A 19,046-nucleotide genomic window follows, 5' to 3' on the forward strand; every position below is an offset into this window, starting at 1 on the left:
CCCAGGCGAGCGGCATGCGCTTGCCTCTGGTAGACAATGGGCGCGCACTCACCGAACCGACGCGCCCATCGCCATGAAACTGTTTTCCCACGCAATTTGGATCGCGCGAATGGAGGCGCGGTTCTTTCTGCGCTTTCCCAAGTTGCTGGTGGCGGCGGTGTTGGTGGCGGCGCTGCCTTCGCTGTACGCGCTGATATACCTCTCCAGCATTTGGGACCCCGCCTCCAAAACCGGTGCCCTGCCGGTCGGTCTGGTTAACTTGGACACTGGCACGCATTACCGCGAGCACACCTTCAATGTGGGCGCCGAGGTGGCTGCCGAGCTGCGCCAACGCCACACCTTCGGCTTTGTGGACATTGCCACAGAAGCGCAGGCCCGGCACATGGTGCGCCAGGGAGGTTTGGCATTTGCCCTGATCATCCCGGCAGACTTCAGTGACAACGCGGTGCCCGGCCATACCCAAGGCGCTGGCAAGTTGGTGGTGTTTGCCTCCGAGGGCAACAACTACGAGAGCGCCGCCATGGCCAAGACGTTCGCACGCGAGCTTGGCCACGATGTCAACGAAAGCCTCAACGAGCGGCGCTGGAACCTGGTGCTGCTCAACGCCGCAGGCTCGCAGCGCAGCCTGGACGCATTGCGCGAACGCGTGGGTCAGCTGCGCGCTGGTGCCCATGAGATCAGCCGTGGCAGCGCCCAGCTGCAAGCGGGGGCAGCCCGCACCGCTGAAGGCTCGAAGGACCTGGCGCAGCAACTGGTGCGCAACGGCGAAGACTTTAAGCAACTCGCCGCTGGCCTGCGCACCTTGGACGCCAAGCGAGCGCGCAACCGCGACCTCGACCTGCTCAACGCAGGCGCCGAATCCCTGACGGCGGGCCATGCGGAGCTCTCCAAGGGCCTGGGCGAACTCCAAGGCGGGAGTAAGCAAATGCGCGAGCAGGTCGCCGCCTACCGGACGGAGGCCAGTGACAGTGTGTTTACCCCCACCAAGATCACCGAGGGACTCGACCAGCTCTATGCCGGCGTGGTCGAACTCGACACCGGCTTAGGCGCGGCCATGAACGGCCAACAAAAGCTGGCACAGGGTGCTGCACAACTGGGCGCCGGCGTGGGCACACTCACCACCGGGGTGCGCGCCATGAACGCCGGCGTGCGCAGCGTGGTGAACAAGCTGCCAGACGACAGCCAACTGGACGCCCTGGGTACCGGGGCCACCGCCCTGTCGGCCGGTGCCCGGACGGTAGCCGATGGCAGCGCACGCCTGGCGTTGGGCAATGTGCAACTGGAGACCGGGCTGACCCTGCTGGAGCGCTCGCTACCAGGCGCGGTGGACGCGCCCGACGGCAGCCCGCGCGGCCTGGCCACGTCGGTGGTACCCCAAGTCGAGTTGGATGCGCCGGTGGCCAACAGCGGCAACGCGTTTGCCGCCAACGTCATCCCGGCCGCGCTGTGGCTGGGCGCGGGTATTGCGGCTTTTTTGATCAACGTGCGGGTGCAGCCGCGCCAGGCCCGCTTCTTCTCCCAGCCCGCGCAACTGCTGGGCAAGCTCGCCTTGCCGCTGGCGCTGGTGGCGGCGCAGACGGTGCTGATCTGGCTGACAGTGCGGCTGGTACTGCAAATCCAGGTGGTGCATGGACTTGCCTTCGCGGTGGGATTGGCGGTCTCGGCGTTGGCGTTTTTGGCCTTTGTGTTCGCACTGACGCGTGCTCTGGGCGATGTTGGAAAGGGCCTGGCGATGCTGTTTCTGGCGCTCCAGATCTCATCAAGCGGCGGCATTTTGCCGGTCGAACTCAGCGGTAGCCTCTACACCACGCTCAGCCCCTGGCTGCCCCTGACCTGGGTGGTGCGCGCACTCAAGGCGGCCATGTTCGGCGCCTACGGCGGTGCCTGGCTGGTGCCCACCTTGTTGATTGCCTTGGCCGGCCTGGTCGCGTTGGCCAGCGCCTGCTGGGTGGGGCGCTGGCGTTACGTCAAAGCGCAATCGCTGCGGCCCGCTATTGACTTTTAAATCTGCAATGGGGAACCGAGCGACAGCGATCGAAGACCCAGCAGCGATCAACTGTGGACCAGCCGCCACGCCAGCAAGGTGCCCAGCACCGCATTGCCCAGCGCAAACACAGCCACCACCACACTGGCAAACGCGCCCAGGGGCACGGTGTGGCTGATCCAAGCCAAAGCGGCAGACAGCAGGTTGAGGACCACCATGGTCCAGAACAAGGGGTTGCGGGGTTGGAACAGACGCGAGAGCTTCATGCGGGATGGAAAGTCAATCTGAAGGCAGCATGCACACCGTCAGGGTGCAAGCGCCAAGTCGAGCAATTCTCGCGCAAACGCAAACGATGTCGACGCACCGGTACCACCGGTCACCACACCCAATGCAACCCCAACCGTGGGGCGGGCCTTGAACGCCACATCCTCGGCCGACGCATAGCTGCCGTTCCAACGTGCCACCACTTCAGCCCGAGGCAAGCACAAGATCTGATGGAATTCGCGCATGATCAGCGCCTCGGTGTCGGCGCTGGCAAACGGGTCCTCCGCGTCGCCGTACACATGGCTGTCGCCCACCACCAGAGAGCCGTCCGCAGACTGCACCACAATCAGGTGAATGCCCTGGGCAAGCGCCGCAGATTGTTCGCTTTGCAAGCGGGTTTTGAGTGCTTGCGCCTCTGGCAAATTCGCATAGCCCTCATACCGAATTAAGCTGAGATCGGACATGAAAGCACTGGGCAGCTTGACTGCCTGGCCAGGCGACACGCGCATCATTTGAAGGGTGCATTGTCGAATTCCTGCTTGGGCCAGCACCTCAGGAAACAGGGTGTTCAAATCGTTACCTGGACACACCACGCAATGCGCGGCTCGCAGGCTGCCACGGCTGGTGGCAATCTCGGGCAGTGCAATGCCGTGCACCGGGGTGTTCCAATAGAAGTCGACGCCCTGCGACTGCTCTAACCATTGGCTCAGGCGCCCGATCGCGTCGCGCGACTCGACCCGGCATTCGTGCGGGCTATGCAGCAACGCCAAACCGGGTTGCAGCCATGGCCAGTGTGGCCTTGCGTTGTCGCTGCGCACCCAGGTGCAACCTTCACCCATTTCGGTTTTCATGAAGGCCTCCAGCACCGCCACCGCCTCGGGGCGCTGCGCCAACACATGCAAGCCCTCATGCACGATTTCGATGCCAGCCAAGGGAGCGACCTGGCGCCAGATGGCGGCCGTGTCGCGCGCTCTTTGCCAGTGCGCACCGCTGCGCTGCCCCGTCACGGTGATGAAGCCGAAGTTGCGCACCGAGGCTCCAATAGCTCTCGCATTTCGCTCAACCACGGCCACCCGCATGCCGCGCTGGCGTGCGGTCCACGCGGTCGCCAGGCCAATGATGCCGGCACCGACCACCACCAAGTCGTAGGTTCCCGTGGTCATTTTGCTCATGTCGCCAGTCCCTGTCAGGGGCGTTGGCCTGACGCCAAACGCTGTTCAATGGTTCGCAAAACCGCAGGCAAATCGGCCACCGTATCGATCACAAAATGGGCGCCTGCCGCCACAAACAGGGGCGCTACCCGGTCACGAACCGCTTGCAAAGTGGCCTCGTCCGCCTGCTCATACTCCGCCAATGTGAGGCCCGCTGGGCTGCCGGACAAAGCCAAGCCGACCGTCCACATACCGGCATTGATACCTTCTGCAATGCCCGGCACGGTGTCGTCCACTTTAACGCAATGGGCCACGGAGCCGATCTGCAAGTTTTGAACGCACGCCAGCGCCATCCAGGGCCCCGGACGGGCGCCCGCAGCCAAGTCATCCGCACACACGGTGCAGTCCGGCGCGTACCCTTTTTCGCTTGCCAAGACCATGAGTTTTTCCATGACCTGGCGAGGGTAGCCGGTGGTCGAGCCAATCTTGAATCCCTGCACACGCAAGGCTTGCACCACCGCCAACGCGCCTGGGACCAGCCCACTGTGGGCGCCCACCCGCTCGACTTGCAAGGGAATGAAGGTGTCATACAGATGGCGCACGTCTTCTTGCGACATCGCCCGGCCAAATTGGCGGGTCCAACGCGCAGCCACGTCGGGGTCTTGGCCCAATGCTTCGATATGCTGCCACTTGCCCAGGCCCATGGGTCGACGTGCTTCCTCTAGACTCAAAGCAAAGCCATAGGCTTGGGCAAAAGCGTCTACAAAAATCTGGGTGGGTGCAAAGGAGCCAAAGTCTACGATGGTGCCTGCCCAGTCAAAGATCACGGCCTCTAGTTTGTTAGGCATACAGGGAACTCACTGGTTGTAAAAAAATGGAGGGCTGCCGCAGGCTCTAGCGAACCCGCCACGCTTGTGTCGCTTTGCTCAGGCGGTGGGTCAAGAGGCTGTGCAGACCCTTGACGCAGGCCGATGTGGCCACAATCACCACCGCCATCGCCGCTGCCGCCGCAGTGAAACCCGCTTCGTCCATGTGAATGATGGACACCGCTGCCAGCTTGGTCTGGGAGCCATACAAAAAGATCACCGCAGAGACCGTAGTCATCGCATTGACAAACAGGTAGATGCTGATGTCCAGCACCGCAGGCAAACACACCGGTAGGGTCACACGGCGAAACATGCGGCCCACCGACACCTTCAAAGACGCTGATACAGATTCAAATTCCCCGTCCAGCTGCTTGAGTGCCGTTATGGCAGTGATGTGGCCGACGGTGTAGAAGTGTGCAACCGAGTTGATAACCAAAATCGCCATGGTGCCGTAGATGAAGCCCAAGGGATGGCCCGGAGCGTTGAAGAAAAATATGTAAGACAAGCCAAGCACGAGCCCCGGGACGGCCATTGAAAGCATTGCCATCAGTTGCGTGGCGTTGCGTGCCCACACAAAGCCCCGTGTTTTCTCGATGACATACGCGCCAGAAAACACAATCATGGTGCCCACTGCGGCCGTCCAAGCCGCTAGGTGCAGTGAGTTGAAGTAAGCGCTCCATCCTTCGCTATCGAAGTCTGAGAACCGATAGTTGGCAAGTGTCAGGCTCAAGTTGTAGGGCCAGCGGGTCACCAGGGACGCCCAGATCGCCATCCCCAGTACCACCAGCATGGCAAAGGCTACGAGCGCACAAAAGGCCCACAAGGCCCAATCGCGCGGCGCACTCGGCGTCGGCACCAGCGGTACCGAGCGGCCGCTTAGCAGGGCCACCTGGCGCTGCTGAACCCAACGGTCCGCTGCGAATGCCAATACGGCAGGCAGCAACAAGATGAAGCCAACGACTGCGCCCATCTGGAAATTCTGTTGACCAATGACCTGCTTGAAGACATCGGTGGCCAGCACGTTGAAGCGTCCACCAATCACCTTGGCAATGCCGAAGTCGGTGATTGCGAGGGTAAACACCACAAAGCCGGCACTGATCAGACCGTACTTGCTGCCCGGCAACGTCACCGTAAAAAAAATGCGCCACGGCGAAGCACCCAGCACCTTGGCCGCTTCGTAGTGGCGCGCATCGGCCATGCTAAGCGCCACCACCAGAATCATCAGCGCATGCGGGAAGACATAAAAGACCTGCGAAATCACAATGCCCAGCGGGCCATAAATGGAGGCACCCATCAGCCAGCTATTGAGCAGGCCCTGGTTACCAAACAAATAAATGAGCGAAATTGCCGGAAGCAAGGACGGCGCCAAAATCGGAATCAAGGCCAGCGCCTTGAAGATGGACTTGCCACGCATCGCGCTTCGGGTTAATGCGTAGGCATACAGATAAGCCAGCGGCAAAGTGATTGCCGTGATCAGCGATGACACCCACAAGCTGTTCCACAAGGACTCAAACAGGGACGGTGTGCTGAAGTACAGGCTGTAGTTGGCCCAACCGACCAAGTTGCCGTCCGCATCCTCAAAGCTTTTAATGAGCAATGTGCCCAGCGGCAAAACCAGCGTGAGCGCCAGCCACAGGCCCAAAAGGACAACGCCCAGGCGCATGAGCCAGGCGTCCCGGTCCAATTGCCGCCATTGCACCAGCATCAGGCCGCCAAAGGGTTGTTTGCAAACACCCGCATGTGGGGGGCGGGCAGATCAATGACCAAGGGATGCTCCATGCGCAACCCCATGCGCAGCGCCTGCGCGGTGGGCACGTCGGCTACCAGGGTCTGGCCATTGCAAGCCACACGCATGCTGACCCGACAGAACGCACCCAGGAACTCCAAATCCTGCACCTGTGCTTCACAGCGGTTTGCAACTGCAGCGGGCTGTGTTGATGCGTCGTGAAGCACGATGTCCTCTGGCCTGACGGTCAACGTCACCGACTCGGACTGCTCTGCCGACCCACTAGGGATCTCGCACAGCAACTCCAAACCATGCCAGTCGTAGCGGCCGGGCGATGTGCGGCGGGCCGGTAAAGGATTGGTCTTTCCGACAAAGTCCGCCACAAACGCGCTAGTGGGCTGTTGGTAAATCTGTTGCGGCGTTCCGATCTGATCAATGCTCCCGTGGTTCATGACAACAATGCGGTCCGCCAAACTCAGGGCTTCTTCTTGGTCATGCGTCACCATGATGGTGGTCACACCCAAGCGTTGGTGCAATTGGCGCAACTCACTGCGCAAGTGGGCGCGCACCCGCGCGTCCAGTGCGCTTAAGGGCTCGTCCAACAGCAACAAGCCAGGCGAGCTGGCCAGAGCACGTGCCAATGCAACGCGCTGTTGCATGCCGCCCGACAACTGCGCCGGATACTTCCGGTCAGAGGCAGACAAACCCACCAGACTGAGCAACTCGTTCACCCGCGCCATTCGCTTGTCGGCAGGCCACTGCTTTCCCTGCAGGCCGTAGCCCACGTTGTCACGCACATTCAGGTTGGGAAACAAGGCATATGACTGGAACACGATGCCGAAGTCGCGCTGCGACGGCGGCAGCTTCGAGATGTCGCGCCCTTTTTGCACAATGGTTCCGCCGTCTTGCTGCTCCAGGCCAGCAATGATGCGCAGCAAGGTGGTTTTTCCACAGCCAGAAGGGCCCAGAAAGCAAACAAACTCACCGGGCTGGATGCTGAGCGAAACGTCACGCAGCGCCCAAAAGTCGCCAAACCGCTTGTTCACTCGAAGCACGTCAAGGTAGGGAGCTGGTGAGGACATCACGGTAGGTTCCATGCAAGAAAAAGGGCGCTGCAGTAGCGCCCGGTTGGCAACGCTAAAGCGACAGGGTTTGTCGCTTCAAGTTACCGTGGTGCGGACTTGCTGTCGTAGCGCTTGGTCCACTCAGCCAGGATGCGAGCGCGCTCGGCGCCCATCTTGCCCAAGTCAATCTTCACCATGGCGGCGTCGGCACTTGGCGGGTAGTTCGGCGGAGCCGGGTTCATGCCGGGGTAACCCACGATGGCGTAATACTTGCCATACATCTCGTACGCAGGCTTGCTGATCGCAAAGTCAGCCAGCTTTTGTGCTGCTGGCAGGTTCTTGGTGCCCTTGACGATGGCTGTGGCTTCCATGTCCCAAGGTGCTCCCTCTTTGGCCAAGATGATGTCGATGGGGGCACCGGCAGTTTTCTCTCTGGCACCGCGCATGTCAACGCCAATGCCGACTACCCGCTCGCCTTTAGCAGCTTGAACGCACGGTGCAGAGCCAGAGTGCGTGTAGACGGCCACGTTTTGGTGGAGCTTGTCCATGAATTCCCAACCGCCTTTTTCACCCATGAGTTGCAACCAGGCGTAAACCGCTTGGTAACCCGTTCCCGACGAGGCCGGGTTGGGCATAACGATGGCGTCTTTGTAGACCGGGTTGGTCAAGTCTGCCCAGGATGCGGGCTTGGGCAGGTTCTTCTTGCCACCTTCAACGGTGTTAAAGCACATGACAGCCAGCCAAGCGTCCATGCCAGTCCAGGTAGTCGGATTCTTGCTGCTGCGGAATACGGGCTTGATCTGGTCCACGCCCTTGGGGCTGTACGCATGCAACAAACCCATGCTGTCAAACAACGCGATGCTGGAGGCTCCCAGGCCCCAGATCACGTCGGCGCGCGGGTTGTCTTTTTCCGCCAGGATACGGGCTGTCATGATGCCTGTGGAGTCTCGCACCCATGCAATCTCGGTATCGGGATTGGCGGCCTCAAAAGCCTGCTTGTAAGGACCAAGCTGGTCGTTCTCAAGTGCGGTGTACACCGTCAACACGGTCTTTTGGGCCAGGGCTGGCACGGCCAGCAGGGCAATCAGTGCACCAGCGAGGGCGGATTTCAGGGCAAGGGTCAGCTTCATGGAGGCTCCGTAGTAAGGCAAATGAAACGCGATTCAGTTACCGAGCGTACGAAGCTCTTATGTCAAATTGATGAATCGCCACCGCAGCCCAGGATCAGCATTGCGGCGCCGAGATAGGCGGCTATAGGTCCTTCACTAGGCGCAGCGCGTCGTAAATGGCTGCATGCGTATTGCGCGCCGATACCGCGTCGCCAATTCGAAACAGCATAAAACCTTCAGGTGCATCGGCGGGTACCTTGGCGCAAGCGGCGTCATGCAAGCCCGCCGCGTCGGTTGGCGCAGGCAATGCTGGTTCGGGTTGCAATTTCCCGCGCAGCAGCGGTTGCGGCAGGCCCGCAATCAGCGCGTCGTAGTCCACTGCGCCACGGTTGGACGACAGCGGCTTGAGGGCGAAGTACAACTCGTCCAACGGACGGGTGCCGTGGTTGACCACCACCTGGTCCACACTGCGGATTTGGCTTACGCCGCCGTAGTCGCTGCCCACCGTGGCCAACAAGCCCTCGCCCTCGCGCCGCACCGACGTGAGCCGGAACGTGACGGTAAACACCACATCGCGCTTTTGCAAACTTCGCAGGTAGGGCACCAGGTTCATGGCCATGACCTCGGGCGCAAAGCTGCGGTCGGGGGTCATGATCTCCAGGTGCGAACCGCTCTGCGCAATCACCTCGGCGGCCTGCAGCGCGGCATGGTCTCCGGCGTCGTCAAACAGCAGCACCTTGCGGCCGGGTTTGGCATCGCCGCTGAGAATGTCCCAAGCCGACACCACCAGGTCGTTGCCGGATTGCAAAACCTCGGTGTGGGGTAGGCCGCCAGTGGCAACAATGACCACGTCCGGCTCCAGCGCGAGCACGGTGTCGGCCTCGGCCAGGGTGTTGAAGCGAAACTCCACGCCCTGCTCCTCGCAGCGCGCCATGCGCCAGTCGATGATGCTGTGCATCTCGCGCCGACGCGGACTTTGCGCGGTCAGGCGAATCTGTCCGCCCGGTTGCGGCGCGGCCTCCAGCACCACCACGCGGTGGCCGCGCTCCGAGGCGACCCGCGCCGCCTCCAGGCCCGCAGGCCCTGCGCCGACCACCACCACCTTGCGCACCACATCGGCCTTCTGCAAGGTGTGGGGCATAGTCAGTTCGCGCCCTGTGGCGGGGTTGTGGATGCAATAGGCCTCGCCTCCGGCATAAATGCGGTCCAGGCAAAAGTTGCCACCCACGCAGGGGCGGATGGTGTCTTCGCGGCCCTGCATGATTTTGCGCACGATGTGCGGGTCGGCCATGTGGGCGCGGGTCATGCCCACCATGTCGAGCTTGCCCGAGGCAATCGCAAAGCGCGCGGTGTTGACGTCCTGGATTTTGGCCGCATGGAAGATGGGAATGTCCACATGCGCGCGCAGACCGCCCGCAAACTCCAGGTGCGGCGCGCTGGCCATGCCTTGCACCGGTATGACATCAGTCAGGCCCGCATCGGTGTCGATGTGGCCACGGATGATGTTCAAGAAATCCACCATGCCAGAGCGCGCCAAATACCGCGCAATGCCCGCGCCCTCCTCGGCGGTCAAGCCGCCTGGACGTACCTCGTCGGCCACGCCGCGCACGCCCACAATAAAGTCGGGGCCGACCCGTTTGCGAATGGCGGCGATCACCTCCAGCGTAAAGCGCACCCGGTTTTCCAGCGCGCCGCCATAGGGCGCGTCCAGCGCGTTGGTAGCGGGCGACCAGAACTGGTCCAGCAGGTGGCCGTAGGCCTCCAGCTCCAGCCCGTCGACACCTGCGGCCTGCATGCGCTCGGCCGCATCGGCGTAGTCTTGGATGATGCGCGCGATGTCCCAGTCCTCCATCTTTTTAGGAAAGGCGCGGTGCGATGTCTCGCGCTCGTGCGAGGGCGACACCACCGGCAGCCAGTCGGCCTTGGACCAGCTGGTGCGCCGCCCCAGGTGGGTGATCTGGATCATCACCGCAGCGCCATGTTCGTGGCAGGCGTCGGTGAGCTCGCGCATCCAGGGCACCACCTCGTCCTTGTAGGCCAGAATGTTGTTGAACACCGGCGGGCTGTCGCGCGACACCGCCGCCGAGCCCGCCGTCATGGTCAGCGCAATCCCGGCCTTGGCGCGTTCCACGTGGTAGGCGCGGTACTTGGCTTTGGGCATGCCGTCCTCGGGGTAGGCGGGCTCGTGCGAGGTGATCATCAAGCGGTTCTTGAGCCGCAGGTGCTTCAGTTGAAAAGGCTGCAGCAGGGGGTCGTTCTCAGGGGACATGGCGCACTTGCTGTGGAGGTGGATTCAGGCGTTGTTGAAAGCGTGGCTTGGGGCGTGGACTGGGATGTGGGTTGGAGCCAGGTTTTTGGGGGCGTTTGTTCGATCAGCTCGGCACGCCGCTTGGTACGCGCGAACTCAGTACCACTGGTCGGTCATCGAGGCCTTTTTGCGGTCCACAAAGTCGCGCAGCTGCTCGTCCATGGCAGCGTCCATGGGTGGGGCCTCAAAGTCGTGCAGCGCCGCCTTCCAGCGCGCGTTGGCGCGGGTGGCGCTGTCGGTTTTGCCGCTCTCGCTCCACGACTCGAAGGGCGTGTTGTCGGCGATGGTGGAGTCATAAAACGCGGTGGTGTAGTTGGCCATGGTGTGGGCGCTGCCCAGGTAGTGGCCGCCGGGCGTGACCTGGCGAAAGGCGTCCATGGCCAAGGTGTTGTCATCCACCACCACACCAGCAAGGTAGCTGTGCAGCGCGCCGCAAAAGTCGGCATCCATCATGAATTTTTCGTAGCTCATGGACAGAAGGCCATCAAGGAAACCTGCCGAATGCAAGATGAAGTTGGCCCCACAGTGCACCGCCGAGAGCATGGACATGACGCTCTCTTCCATCGCCTGGCCGTCGGGCAGCTTGGAGGTAGTGAACGATCCGGCACAGCGCAGCGGCAGGTTCAGGCGGCGGGCCAACTGGCCGATCACCATGGAACCAATCGCGGGCTCGGGTGTACCGAAGGTGGGCGAGCCCGAGCGCAGCGACATGCTCGAAAGAAAGTTGCCATAAATCACCGGCGCACCCGGCCGCTCCAACTGCGTGATGGCGCAGCCCACCATGGTCTCGGCGTGGGCCTGGGCGATGGCACCGGCGTTGGTCACCGGGCCCATGGCCCCGCCCAGAATAAAAGGCACGATCACCGCTGCCTGGTTGGCCCGCGCATAGGCCCTTGCCGACTTGGTCATGGTGCCGTCCCACAAGAGCGGCGAATTGACGTTGACGTTGCCCAAAATCACGCAGTGCTGGTCTACAAAGTCGGCGCCAAACAGGATGCGCGACATGGCAATCGAATCCTCGGCGCGCTCCTCGGAGGTGATGGAGCCCATGTAGGCCTTGTCCGAAAAACGCATGTGCGCATACACCATGTCGAGGTGGCGCTTGTTCACCGGAATGTCGGTGGGCTCGCACACCGTGCCGCCGCTGTGGTGCAGCCAGGGACAGGCGTAGGCCAGCTTGACGAAGTTCTGAAAATCTTCGAGCGTGCCGTAGCGGCGGCCGCGGTCCAGGTCCATCACAAAGGGTGAGCCGTAGGCCGGGGAGAACACCACACTGTTGCCGCCAATTTCCACGCTGCGCGCCGGGTTGCGCGCATGCTGGGTGAAACTGGCTGGCGCGGTTTGGAGAATCTCGCGCACATGGCCGGGCTCGAACTTCACCCGCATGCCATCGACATGGGCACCGGCCTTGCGAAAGAGCGCCAGGCATTCCTCGTCGTCGCGGATGTCCAAGCCGACCTCGGCCAGGATGCGCTCGGCGGTGGCTTCGATTTTTTGCAGGTTCTCCTCGCCCATCACGTCGTAGGTGGGGATGTTGCGGGTGAGGTAGGCTGGGCCAGCCATCTTGGCTTTGGGGTCGCGGCGTTCGCGGCCACCGGCGCGGCGGTGCTTTTTGGCGTCGGACGCCACGGAGTTGGGTGCGGTGCTGTCGGTCATGCGGTCTCCTGCTTTGTGGTTGTTTTGTTGCGCTGCTGCGGCGCGCTTAGTCTGCTTCGCGTGCGCTCGGTTTAAGCATGCTTGTTACGCAAGCCAGGGGCCAGCGCCACCACACCCAGCACCAAGGCCAGCGGCACGGTGGATACAAACCCCAAGTGCTTGAAGCCCAAGGCACCGCTGACACCACCAAACAAAAACGCCGCAATCAGCAAGGCGTGCACCCGCATCTTGCTGCGGTTGGCCACCACCCGGCCGCGGTCCACCGTCTGCGCATTGCGGTTCCAGTAGAACAACTTGCCCAACTCGATACCCAAGTCCGTGGTCAGGCCGGTGACGTGCGTGGTGCGGATGGCCGCGTTGGAAATCTTGGTGATAAGCGCGTTCTGCAGGCCCATGGCGAAGCACAAAACAATGACGGCCACGGAAACGTCGGCGAACTCGTGCGTCTTCAAAGTCCCACCAAAGCTGCCAAACACCAGCACGCAGGCGGCCTCGATCAATACGGGGCGGGCATAAATGTTCTGGATTCCGTGGCGCTGGCTGTGGTTGACGACGATGGCGGTGCAGGCCGCGCCCGCCAGAAACGCCAACCAGGACACCAAGGCCACCACCGCCAACTCCATGTCGTGCAGCACCACCTGGTCGGCGAACATGGACACCATGCCGGTCATGTGCGAGGTGTACTGGCCCACCGCCAGAAAACCGCCCGCGTTGAGCGCGCCAGCCACCGCCGCCAACAGCACGCCCATGTGCAGATCGGCACGCACCGTGCGGGGCGTGTCGGTCAGTTGGCTGAGGTAATGCAGGGGCATGAAAAGCACCGGGGGCTGTAGCGCAGTCTACTGGCTCCGGCCCAGGTGCCTAGCCTGCCGACAAGGACATCGCGGCGCTAAACAATGCTGACACCACCGTCGACCGCAAGGTGCTGGCCGGTGATGTGTTTGCCTGCATCGCTGGCCAAGAGCAGGCAGATGCCTTTGAGGTCTTCGTCGTCGCCCAGGCGTTGCAAGGGTGCAAGTTCGGCCAGCCGCTGCTCCCCCAGCGCCTTGAGCGTGCCTGCGGTCATTTTGCTGGGGAAGAAGCCGGGGCAGATGGCATTGACGTTGATGCGGTAGCGGCCCCACTCTGCTGCGAGCGCGCGGGTGAAGTTGAGCACCGCGCCTTTGGAGGTGTTGTAGGCAATGGTCTGCATGCCCGGCGGATTACCGCGCAGCCCGGCAATCGAGGCGATGTTGATGATGCGTCCGGCCTGGCGCGGGATCATGCTGCGCTTGGCCACCTCTTGGCTGAGCAGAAAGTAGCCCCGCACATTGAGCTGCATCACCTTGTCCCAGGCCTCCAGCGGGTGGTCTTCGGCAGGCGCGCCCCAGGTGGCACCGGCGTTGTTCACCAGCACATCGATCTCGCCCATGCGGTGCAGTGTCTCGTCCACCAAGCGGCGCAGGTCTTGCTCTTGCGCGCAATCGGCGGCAACCCAGCGGGCGTCGATGCCAGCAGCCTGCAGCTCGGCACAGGCCTGCTCCAGCTCGTCGGCCTTGCGTGCGCCAAGCATCACCCGCGCGCCTGCCTCACCCAGCGCGTGGGCCATCTGCAGGCCCAGCCCGCGCGAGCCACCGGTGACCAGGGCGGTCTTTCCGGTCAAGTCAAACAACTGGGACACCGTGCGTACCGCCATGGCAAATGCTCCGCTAAAAAAACTAGAACGCGTCTTCGGGAAAGTCGGCGCAGGTCATGTCGCGCGTGCGCACCACCGCCAGCCAGGCGGTGATTTTGGGCAACTCGTAGTGGAAGAAGAACTGGGTGGTACCGAGCCGACCCTGGGTGTCGCTGCGCGCCGCCTGCGGGTCGTCGCGCAGCGCGCCCAGCGCCACGTCCAGCGCAATCCAGGCCACCACCCCATGGCCAAAGGCCTGCAGATAGGGCACCGCATTGGCCAGCGCCTGCGCTGGCACGCCGGTAGCCCACGCTTCGGTGGTAGCAGACTGCAACGCCTCCCACGCAGCAACCAAGGCCTGCGCATGGTCGGCGAGGCGCGGCTGTGTCCGCGCTTGTTCGACTGTGCTTGCGATCCGCTGGGCCAACAGGTGCAGGCCCCGCCCGTTTTCCATGTGTACTTTGCGCCCCAGCAAATCCAGGGCTTGGATGCCGTGGGTGCCCTCGTGGATCATGTTCAGGCGGTTGTCGCGCCAGTACTGCTCCACCGGAAAGTCGCGCGTGTAGCCGTAGCCGCCATGTACCTGGATGGCCAAGGAGTTGGCCTCCAGACACCACTCGCTGGGCCAGCTCTTGGCAATGGGTGTCAGCACCTCCAGCAGCAGCCGGGCGTCGTCGGCCACATCGGGCGCTGCGGTGTGCTGTTCATCCACCAGGCGGGCGCAGTACAGCGCCAAAGCCAGCGCGGTTTCGCCGTAGGTTTTTTGCGCCAGCAACATGCGTTTGACATCGGCGTGCTCAATGATGCGCACCTGCGCTTGGGTGGCGTCCTTGCGAGCCGCGCCAGAGCCTGCAGGCGCCACGGGGCGGCCCTGGGGCCGGGACTTGGCGTAATCCAGCGCCGCGTAGTAGCCCGCCAGCCCCAGCATGGTGGCGGCAATGCCCACGCCGATGCGGGCCTCGTTCATCATGTGGAACATGCAGCGCAGGCCGTCGCCAGGTTGGCCCACCAGGTAGCCGACGGCACCCGCACGGCCGGCCACCGGGTACTTGCCCTCGCCAAAGTTGAGCAAGGTGTTGGTGGTGCCGCGCCAGCCCAGTTTGTGGTTCAGGCCCGCCAGCGCCACATCGTTGCGTTCGCCGGTAAGCTGACCCTGCGCATCGACCAGGTGCTTGGGCACCACAAACAGCGAGATGCCGCGCGTACCCGGCACCAACTGGCCGTTGGCATCGGGGATTTTGGCCAACACCAGGTGGACGATGTTTTCGCTCAGTTCGTGGTCGCCCGCCGAAATCCACATCTTGTTGCCGGTGAGCCGGTAACGCGGCCCCAGCGGGTCTTCCTCGTGCTGCGCGCCGTCGGGCAGCGCGCGGGTGAGGATGTCGGACAGGCTGGAGCCCGCCTGCGGCTCGGACAGGCACATGGTGCCCATCCAGCGCCCCGAAAACTCGTTACGCGCAAACACCGCTTGTTGCTGCGCGCTGCCATGCGCCATTAGCAAATTGGCGTTGCCCGTGCTCAGCAAACCACTGCCAATGCTGACCGAGGCCAGCGAGAAAAACGCGTTGGCCGCAGCCTCCAGGCTGTAGGGCAGCTGCATGCCACCCACGGCGTAGTCTTGGGATGCGCTGAGCATGCCAGACTCGGCATACGCCCGGTTGGCCTCCAGCGTGGCCTGCGGCAGGTGCACCCGCTCGCCGTCAAAACGGGGCTCTTGCTGGTCCACCAAGCGGTTGAAGGGCGCAAACTTTTCGCGGGCGATGCGCTCGCAGGTATCGAGCACCGCGTCCCAGGTTTCGCGGCTGTGGTCGGCAAACCGTGGCCGCGCGGTCAGGTCTTCACTACCCAGCCACTGGTAAAGCAAAAAATCCAGGGTGGAGCGCAGCGCCATGCGAAAGCGCCCCGGCTACAGCACTTCGAAAATGCCAGCCGCGCCCATGCCTCCGCCAATGCACATGGTGACGCAGACCCGCTTGGCACCGCGGCGCTTGCCCTCGATGAGCGCGTGGCCCGTCAGGCGCTGGCCGCTGACGCCATACGGGTGACCCACCGCGATCGCACCACCGTTGACGTTGAGGCGGTCTGCGGGAATGCCCAAGCGGTCGCGGCAGTAAATCACCTGCACCGCAAAGGCTTCGTTGAGTTCCCACAGATCAATGTCGCTGACCTTCAGCCCCAGACGCGCCAGCACCTTGGGTACCGCAAACACCGGGCCGATGCCCATCTCATCGGGCTCACAACCCGCCACCGCAAAGCCCAGGAAGCGGCCCAAAGGCTGCAGCCCCTTGCGCTCGGCCACCTTCTCGTGCACCACCACGCAGGCACCGCCACCGTCGGAGAACTGGCTGGCATTGCCAGCAGAAATCAGCCCGCCGGGCACCGCCGAGCGCAGGCCGTGGATGCCCTCGAAGGTGGTGCCCGCACGGATACCTTCGTCATCGCTGACGGTCACTTGCTTGGTCATCAAACCCATCACCTTGTCGGCCACACCCATGGTCACCGTGATGGGGGCGATCTCGGCCTGGAACAAACCGGCAGCCAGTGCGGCGGTGGCGCGCTGCTGGCTGGCAGCGCCGTACTCGTCCATAGCGTCGCGGCCGATCTGGTAGCGCGTGGCCACGTTCTCGGCGGTTTGCAGCATGTTCCAGTAGATCTCTGGCTTGTGCTTGACCAGCCAGGGGTCGCTGAGCATGTGCTGGTTCATCTCTTGCTGTACACAAGAGATGGCTTCCACGCCGCCGGCCACATACACATCACCCTCGCCCGCCACGATGCGCTGCGATGCGGTGGCGATGGTTTGCAGGCCTGAGGAGCAAAAGCGGTTGATGGTCATGCCCGAGACCGTCACCGGGCAGCCTGCGCGCAGCGCAATCTGGCGCGCGATGTTGGCGCCGGTGGCACCTTCGGGCGTGGCGCAGCCCATGATGACGTCATCGACTTCGCCGGCCTCCACACCGGCGCGGGCAATGGCGTGCTCGACCGCGTGGCCGCCCAAGGTGGCGCCGTGGGTCATGTTGAAAGCGCCCTTCCAGCTCTTGGCCAGGGGGGTGCGGGCGGTGGAAACAATCAGCGCGGTGGTCATGGCGAATCCTTAGTTGAAAGTTTTTCCGTCTGCAGCCAATTGGGCCAGCAAGGGTGCCGGTGTCCAGAATGCCGCATCGTCCAGTGGGTTGCTCGCAAAACGCTGCATCGCCTGCACCACGTTGAACAGGCCTAGCTCGTCGGCATAGCGCATCGGCCCGCCACGGTGGGGCGGGAAGCCGTAGCCATAGAGGTAGACGATGTCGATATCGCTGGCGCGGCTGGCAATACCTTCTTGCACGATGTGCGCCGCCTCATTGACCAGCGAAAACACCAGACGCTGCACAATCTCTTCGTCGCCAATCTTGCGCGCTGTGATGCCCAGGGACTGGCGGTGCTCTTCGATCATGGCGAGCACCTCGGCGCTGGGCAGCGCGTCGCGCTTGCCCGCCTGGTAGTCGTACCAACCGGCGCCGGTTTTCTGGCCGAAGCGGCCCCGCTCGCACAGCAGGTCGGCAGTTTTGCTGTACTTCATGCTGGCGCGCTCTACCGCGCGGCGCTTGCGGATGGCCCAGCCAATGTCGTTGCCCGCGAGGTCGCCCATGCGAAACGGCCCCATCGCCATGCCAAACTTTTCCATGGCCTTGTCCACCTGCTGCGGGGTGCAGCCTTCGTCGAGCAAGAAACCGGCTTGGCGGGCGTACTGCTCGATCATGCGGTTGCCAATAAAGCCGTCGCACACGCCCGAGACCACCGCCGTCTTGCGGATTTTCTTGGCCATCGCCATCACCGTGGCCAGCACGTCCTTGGCGGTTTTTTCGCCGCGCACAACTTCGAGCAGCTTCATCACATTGGCGGGGCTGAAAAAATGCAGGCCCACTACATCCTGCCGCCGCGCGGTAAACGACGCGATGCGGTTGAGGTCCAAGGTGGATGTGTTGCTGGCCAGGATGGCGCCGGGCTTCATCACCCGATCCAGCGCCTCGAACACCGTCTGCTTGACGCCAATGTCTTCAAACACCGCCTCGATAACGAGGTCGGCATCACCTAGGTCTTCATAGGCTAGTGTGGTGCTGAGCAAGGCCATGCGCTGGTCGAGCTTGTCTTGCTTGAGCTTGCCTTTTTTGACCTGCGCTTCGTAGTTGCCCCGCATGGTGGCCAGGCCGCGGTCCAGGGCCTCTTGCTTCATCTCCAGCATTTGCACCGGAATGCCTGCGTTGAGGAAGTTCATGGCAATGCCGCCGCCCATGGTGCCCGCGCCGATGACGGCCACCTTGCGGATGGGGCGCTGCGCTGTGTCGGCGTCCACATCGGGAATCTTGGAGGCAGCGCGCTCGGCCAAAAACAGGTGGCGCAGGCTGCGGCTCTCGGACGTCCACATCAGCTCGATTAACGCGTCGCGCTCGTAGGCCATGCCCTCGTCGAACTTCTTGGTGGTGGCGGCCTCGACCGCGTCCACACAGCGTGCGGGGGCGGGGAAGTTCTTGGACATGCCCTTGACCATGTTGCGCGCAAACTGGAAGTAGGCGGCGCCTTGCGGGTGGCGGCAGGGCAAATCACGCACGCGCGGCAGGGGCCGCACGTCGGCCACCTTGCGCGCCAATGCCAGGGCTTCATCGGCGAGGGTCGCGGCACTGGTGGCCATGGCATCGAACAGCTTTTGCTTGGGCACCATCGCCAACATGTCGCTTTGCACCGCCTCGCCACTGACGATCATGTTGAGCGCGGGCTCCACGCCCAAGACACGCGGCAGACGCTGCGTGCCACCGGCACCGGGCAGCAAACCAATCTTCACTTCGGGCAATGCCACACTGGTACCCGGCGCGGCGATGCGGTAGTGGCAGCCCAAAGCCAGCTCCAGGCCGCCGCCCATCACCACCGTGTGCAAGGCGGCCACCACGGGCTTGGCCGAGTTCTCCACCAAGGCAATGACGCTGTGCAGGTTGGGCTCTTGCAGCGCCTTAGGGCTGCCAAATTCCTTGATGTCGGCACCGCCAGAGAAGGCCTTGCCGGCACCGGTAATCACGATGGCGCGGATGGCGGCATCGGCCTGCGCCTGCTGCATGGCGGCGGCCAATGCTTTGCGGGTGGCGAGACCCAGACCGTTGACCGGCGGGTTGTCGAGTGTGATGACGGCGACATCGCCGTGGGCTTGGTAGTGGGCGGTCATGCGGGCATCCCTTGAAGAAGCAACATCGGACAAAAAAGAACGGTCGTTCGGATTTGGATTCTAGGGGCGAACG

At 63.0% G+C, this 19,046-nt stretch carries 14 protein-coding genes; 1 reads left to right on the forward strand and 13 read right to left on the reverse strand.

The features are described from left to right. Positions 1 to 73: 73 nt before the first annotated feature. Positions 74 to 2,005: a YhgE/Pip family protein gene (locus ACILRC_RS12225; protein WP_395669648.1), complete on the forward strand. Its 1,932-nt coding sequence runs from the start codon at positions 74 to 76 to the stop codon at positions 2,003 to 2,005. Positions 2,006 to 2,052: 47 nt separating this feature from the next. On the opposite strand, the gene ACILRC_RS12230 is transcribed toward ACILRC_RS12225, so the two are convergent. The 13 genes from ACILRC_RS12230 to ACILRC_RS12290 all read right to left on the reverse strand — a co-directional run bounded on the left by ACILRC_RS12230 (position 2,053) and on the right by ACILRC_RS12290 (position 18,973). Continuing rightward, positions 2,053 to 2,250 carry a hypothetical protein gene (locus ACILRC_RS12230; protein ID WP_395669649.1) on the reverse strand — a complete coding sequence of 66 codons (198 nt, stop codon included), beginning with the start codon at positions 2,248 to 2,250 and terminating at the stop codon, positions 2,053 to 2,055. 39 nt (positions 2,251 to 2,289) lie between these two features. Then, on the reverse strand, positions 2,290 to 3,420 hold the full coding sequence (locus ACILRC_RS12235; protein ID WP_395669650.1) for a TIGR03364 family FAD-dependent oxidoreductase: 1,131 nt from the start codon (positions 3,418 to 3,420) through the stop codon (positions 2,290 to 2,292). 14 nt (positions 3,421 to 3,434) lie between these two features. Continuing rightward, complete coding sequence (phnX, locus tag ACILRC_RS12240) at positions 3,435 to 4,247, reverse strand: phosphonoacetaldehyde hydrolase (protein ID WP_395669651.1); 813 nt, start codon at positions 4,245 to 4,247, stop codon at positions 3,435 to 3,437. Positions 4,248 to 4,293: 46 nt separating this feature from the next. After that, on the reverse strand, positions 4,294 to 5,970 hold the full coding sequence (locus ACILRC_RS12245; RefSeq protein WP_395669652.1) for a putative 2-aminoethylphosphonate ABC transporter permease subunit: 1,677 nt from the start codon (positions 5,968 to 5,970) through the stop codon (positions 4,294 to 4,296). After that, positions 5,970 to 7,073 carry a putative 2-aminoethylphosphonate ABC transporter ATP-binding protein gene (locus ACILRC_RS12250; protein WP_395669653.1) on the reverse strand — a complete coding sequence of 368 codons (1,104 nt, stop codon included), beginning with the start codon at positions 7,071 to 7,073 and terminating at the stop codon, positions 5,970 to 5,972. Before ACILRC_RS12250 ends, ACILRC_RS12245 begins: the two co-directional genes overlap by 1 nt. Positions 7,074 to 7,156: 83 nt before the next feature. After that, positions 7,157 to 8,185 carry a putative 2-aminoethylphosphonate ABC transporter substrate-binding protein gene (locus ACILRC_RS12255; RefSeq protein WP_395669654.1) on the reverse strand — a complete coding sequence of 343 codons (1,029 nt, stop codon included), beginning with the start codon at positions 8,183 to 8,185 and terminating at the stop codon, positions 7,157 to 7,159. 121 nt (positions 8,186 to 8,306) lie between these two features. Beyond that, positions 8,307 to 10,433: an FAD-dependent oxidoreductase gene (locus tag ACILRC_RS12260; protein ID WP_395669655.1), complete on the reverse strand. Its 2,127-nt coding sequence runs from the start codon at positions 10,431 to 10,433 to the stop codon at positions 8,307 to 8,309. A 135-nt stretch (positions 10,434 to 10,568) separates the two neighbouring features. Further along, entirely contained in the window at positions 10,569 to 12,128 is a 1,560-nt protein-coding gene (locus ACILRC_RS12265) for a trimethylamine methyltransferase family protein (protein WP_395669656.1), read from the reverse strand. A gap of 71 nt (positions 12,129 to 12,199) precedes the next feature. Then, positions 12,200 to 12,940: a YoaK family protein gene (locus tag ACILRC_RS12270; RefSeq protein WP_395669657.1), complete on the reverse strand. Its 741-nt coding sequence runs from the start codon at positions 12,938 to 12,940 to the stop codon at positions 12,200 to 12,202. Between the two features lie 77 nt (positions 12,941 to 13,017). Then, positions 13,018 to 13,803, reverse strand: a complete 786-nt coding sequence (locus ACILRC_RS12275; RefSeq protein WP_395669658.1) for an SDR family oxidoreductase — start codon at positions 13,801 to 13,803, stop codon at positions 13,018 to 13,020. A gap of 22 nt (positions 13,804 to 13,825) precedes the next feature. Then, complete coding sequence (locus tag ACILRC_RS12280; RefSeq protein ID WP_395669659.1) at positions 13,826 to 15,673, reverse strand: acyl-CoA dehydrogenase; 1,848 nt, start codon at positions 15,671 to 15,673, stop codon at positions 13,826 to 13,828. A 15-nt stretch (positions 15,674 to 15,688) separates the two neighbouring features. Then, a complete protein-coding gene (locus ACILRC_RS12285; protein ID WP_395669660.1) occupies positions 15,689 to 16,864 on the reverse strand; it encodes an acetyl-CoA C-acyltransferase in 1,176 nt (391 codons plus the stop codon). Positions 16,865 to 16,873: 9 nt separating this feature from the next. Next, the gene (locus ACILRC_RS12290; RefSeq protein ID WP_395669661.1) at positions 16,874 to 18,973 is read right to left on the reverse strand and encodes a 3-hydroxyacyl-CoA dehydrogenase NAD-binding domain-containing protein; all 2,100 of its coding nucleotides are present in this window, start codon (positions 18,971 to 18,973) and stop codon (positions 16,874 to 16,876) included. Positions 18,974 to 19,046: the final 73 nt, after the last annotated feature.

It is taken from the genome of Rhodoferax sp. (genome assembly GCF_044236835.1).
GTDB lineage: Bacteria > Pseudomonadota > Gammaproteobacteria > Burkholderiales > Burkholderiaceae_C > Allorhodoferax.

Coding starts and splice junctions, on each gene's coding strand:
- ACILRC_RS12225 (WP_395669648.1), top strand. CDS start 74: ATGAAACTGTTTTCCCACGCAATTTGGATCGCGCGAATGGAGGCGCGG.
- ACILRC_RS12230 (WP_395669649.1), bottom strand. CDS start 2,250: ATGAAGCTCTCGCGTCTGTTCCAACCCCGCAACCCCTTGTTCTGGACC.
- ACILRC_RS12235 (WP_395669650.1), bottom strand. CDS start 3,420: ATGAGCAAAATGACCACGGGAACCTACGACTTGGTGGTGGTCGGTGCC.
- phnX (WP_395669651.1), bottom strand. CDS start 4,247: ATGCCTAACAAACTAGAGGCCGTGATCTTTGACTGGGCAGGCACCATC.
- ACILRC_RS12245 (WP_395669652.1), bottom strand. CDS start 5,970: ATGCTGGTGCAATGGCGGCAATTGGACCGGGACGCCTGGCTCATGCGC.
- ACILRC_RS12250 (WP_395669653.1), bottom strand. CDS start 7,073: ATGTCCTCACCAGCTCCCTACCTTGACGTGCTTCGAGTGAACAAGCGG.
- ACILRC_RS12255 (WP_395669654.1), bottom strand. CDS start 8,185: ATGAAGCTGACCCTTGCCCTGAAATCCGCCCTCGCTGGTGCACTGATT.
- ACILRC_RS12260 (WP_395669655.1), bottom strand. CDS start 10,433: ATGTCCCCTGAGAACGACCCCCTGCTGCAGCCTTTTCAACTGAAGCAC.
- ACILRC_RS12265 (WP_395669656.1), bottom strand. CDS start 12,128: ATGACCGACAGCACCGCACCCAACTCCGTGGCGTCCGACGCCAAAAAG.
- ACILRC_RS12270 (WP_395669657.1), bottom strand. CDS start 12,940: ATGCCCCTGCATTACCTCAGCCAACTGACCGACACGCCCCGCACGGTG.
- ACILRC_RS12275 (WP_395669658.1), bottom strand. CDS start 13,803: ATGGCGGTACGCACGGTGTCCCAGTTGTTTGACTTGACCGGAAAGACC.
- ACILRC_RS12280 (WP_395669659.1), bottom strand. CDS start 15,673: ATGGCGCTGCGCTCCACCCTGGATTTTTTGCTTTACCAGTGGCTGGGT.
- ACILRC_RS12285 (WP_395669660.1), bottom strand. CDS start 16,864: ATGACCACCGCGCTGATTGTTTCCACCGCCCGCACCCCCCTGGCCAAG.
- ACILRC_RS12290 (WP_395669661.1), bottom strand. CDS start 18,973: ATGACCGCCCACTACCAAGCCCACGGCGATGTCGCCGTCATCACACTC.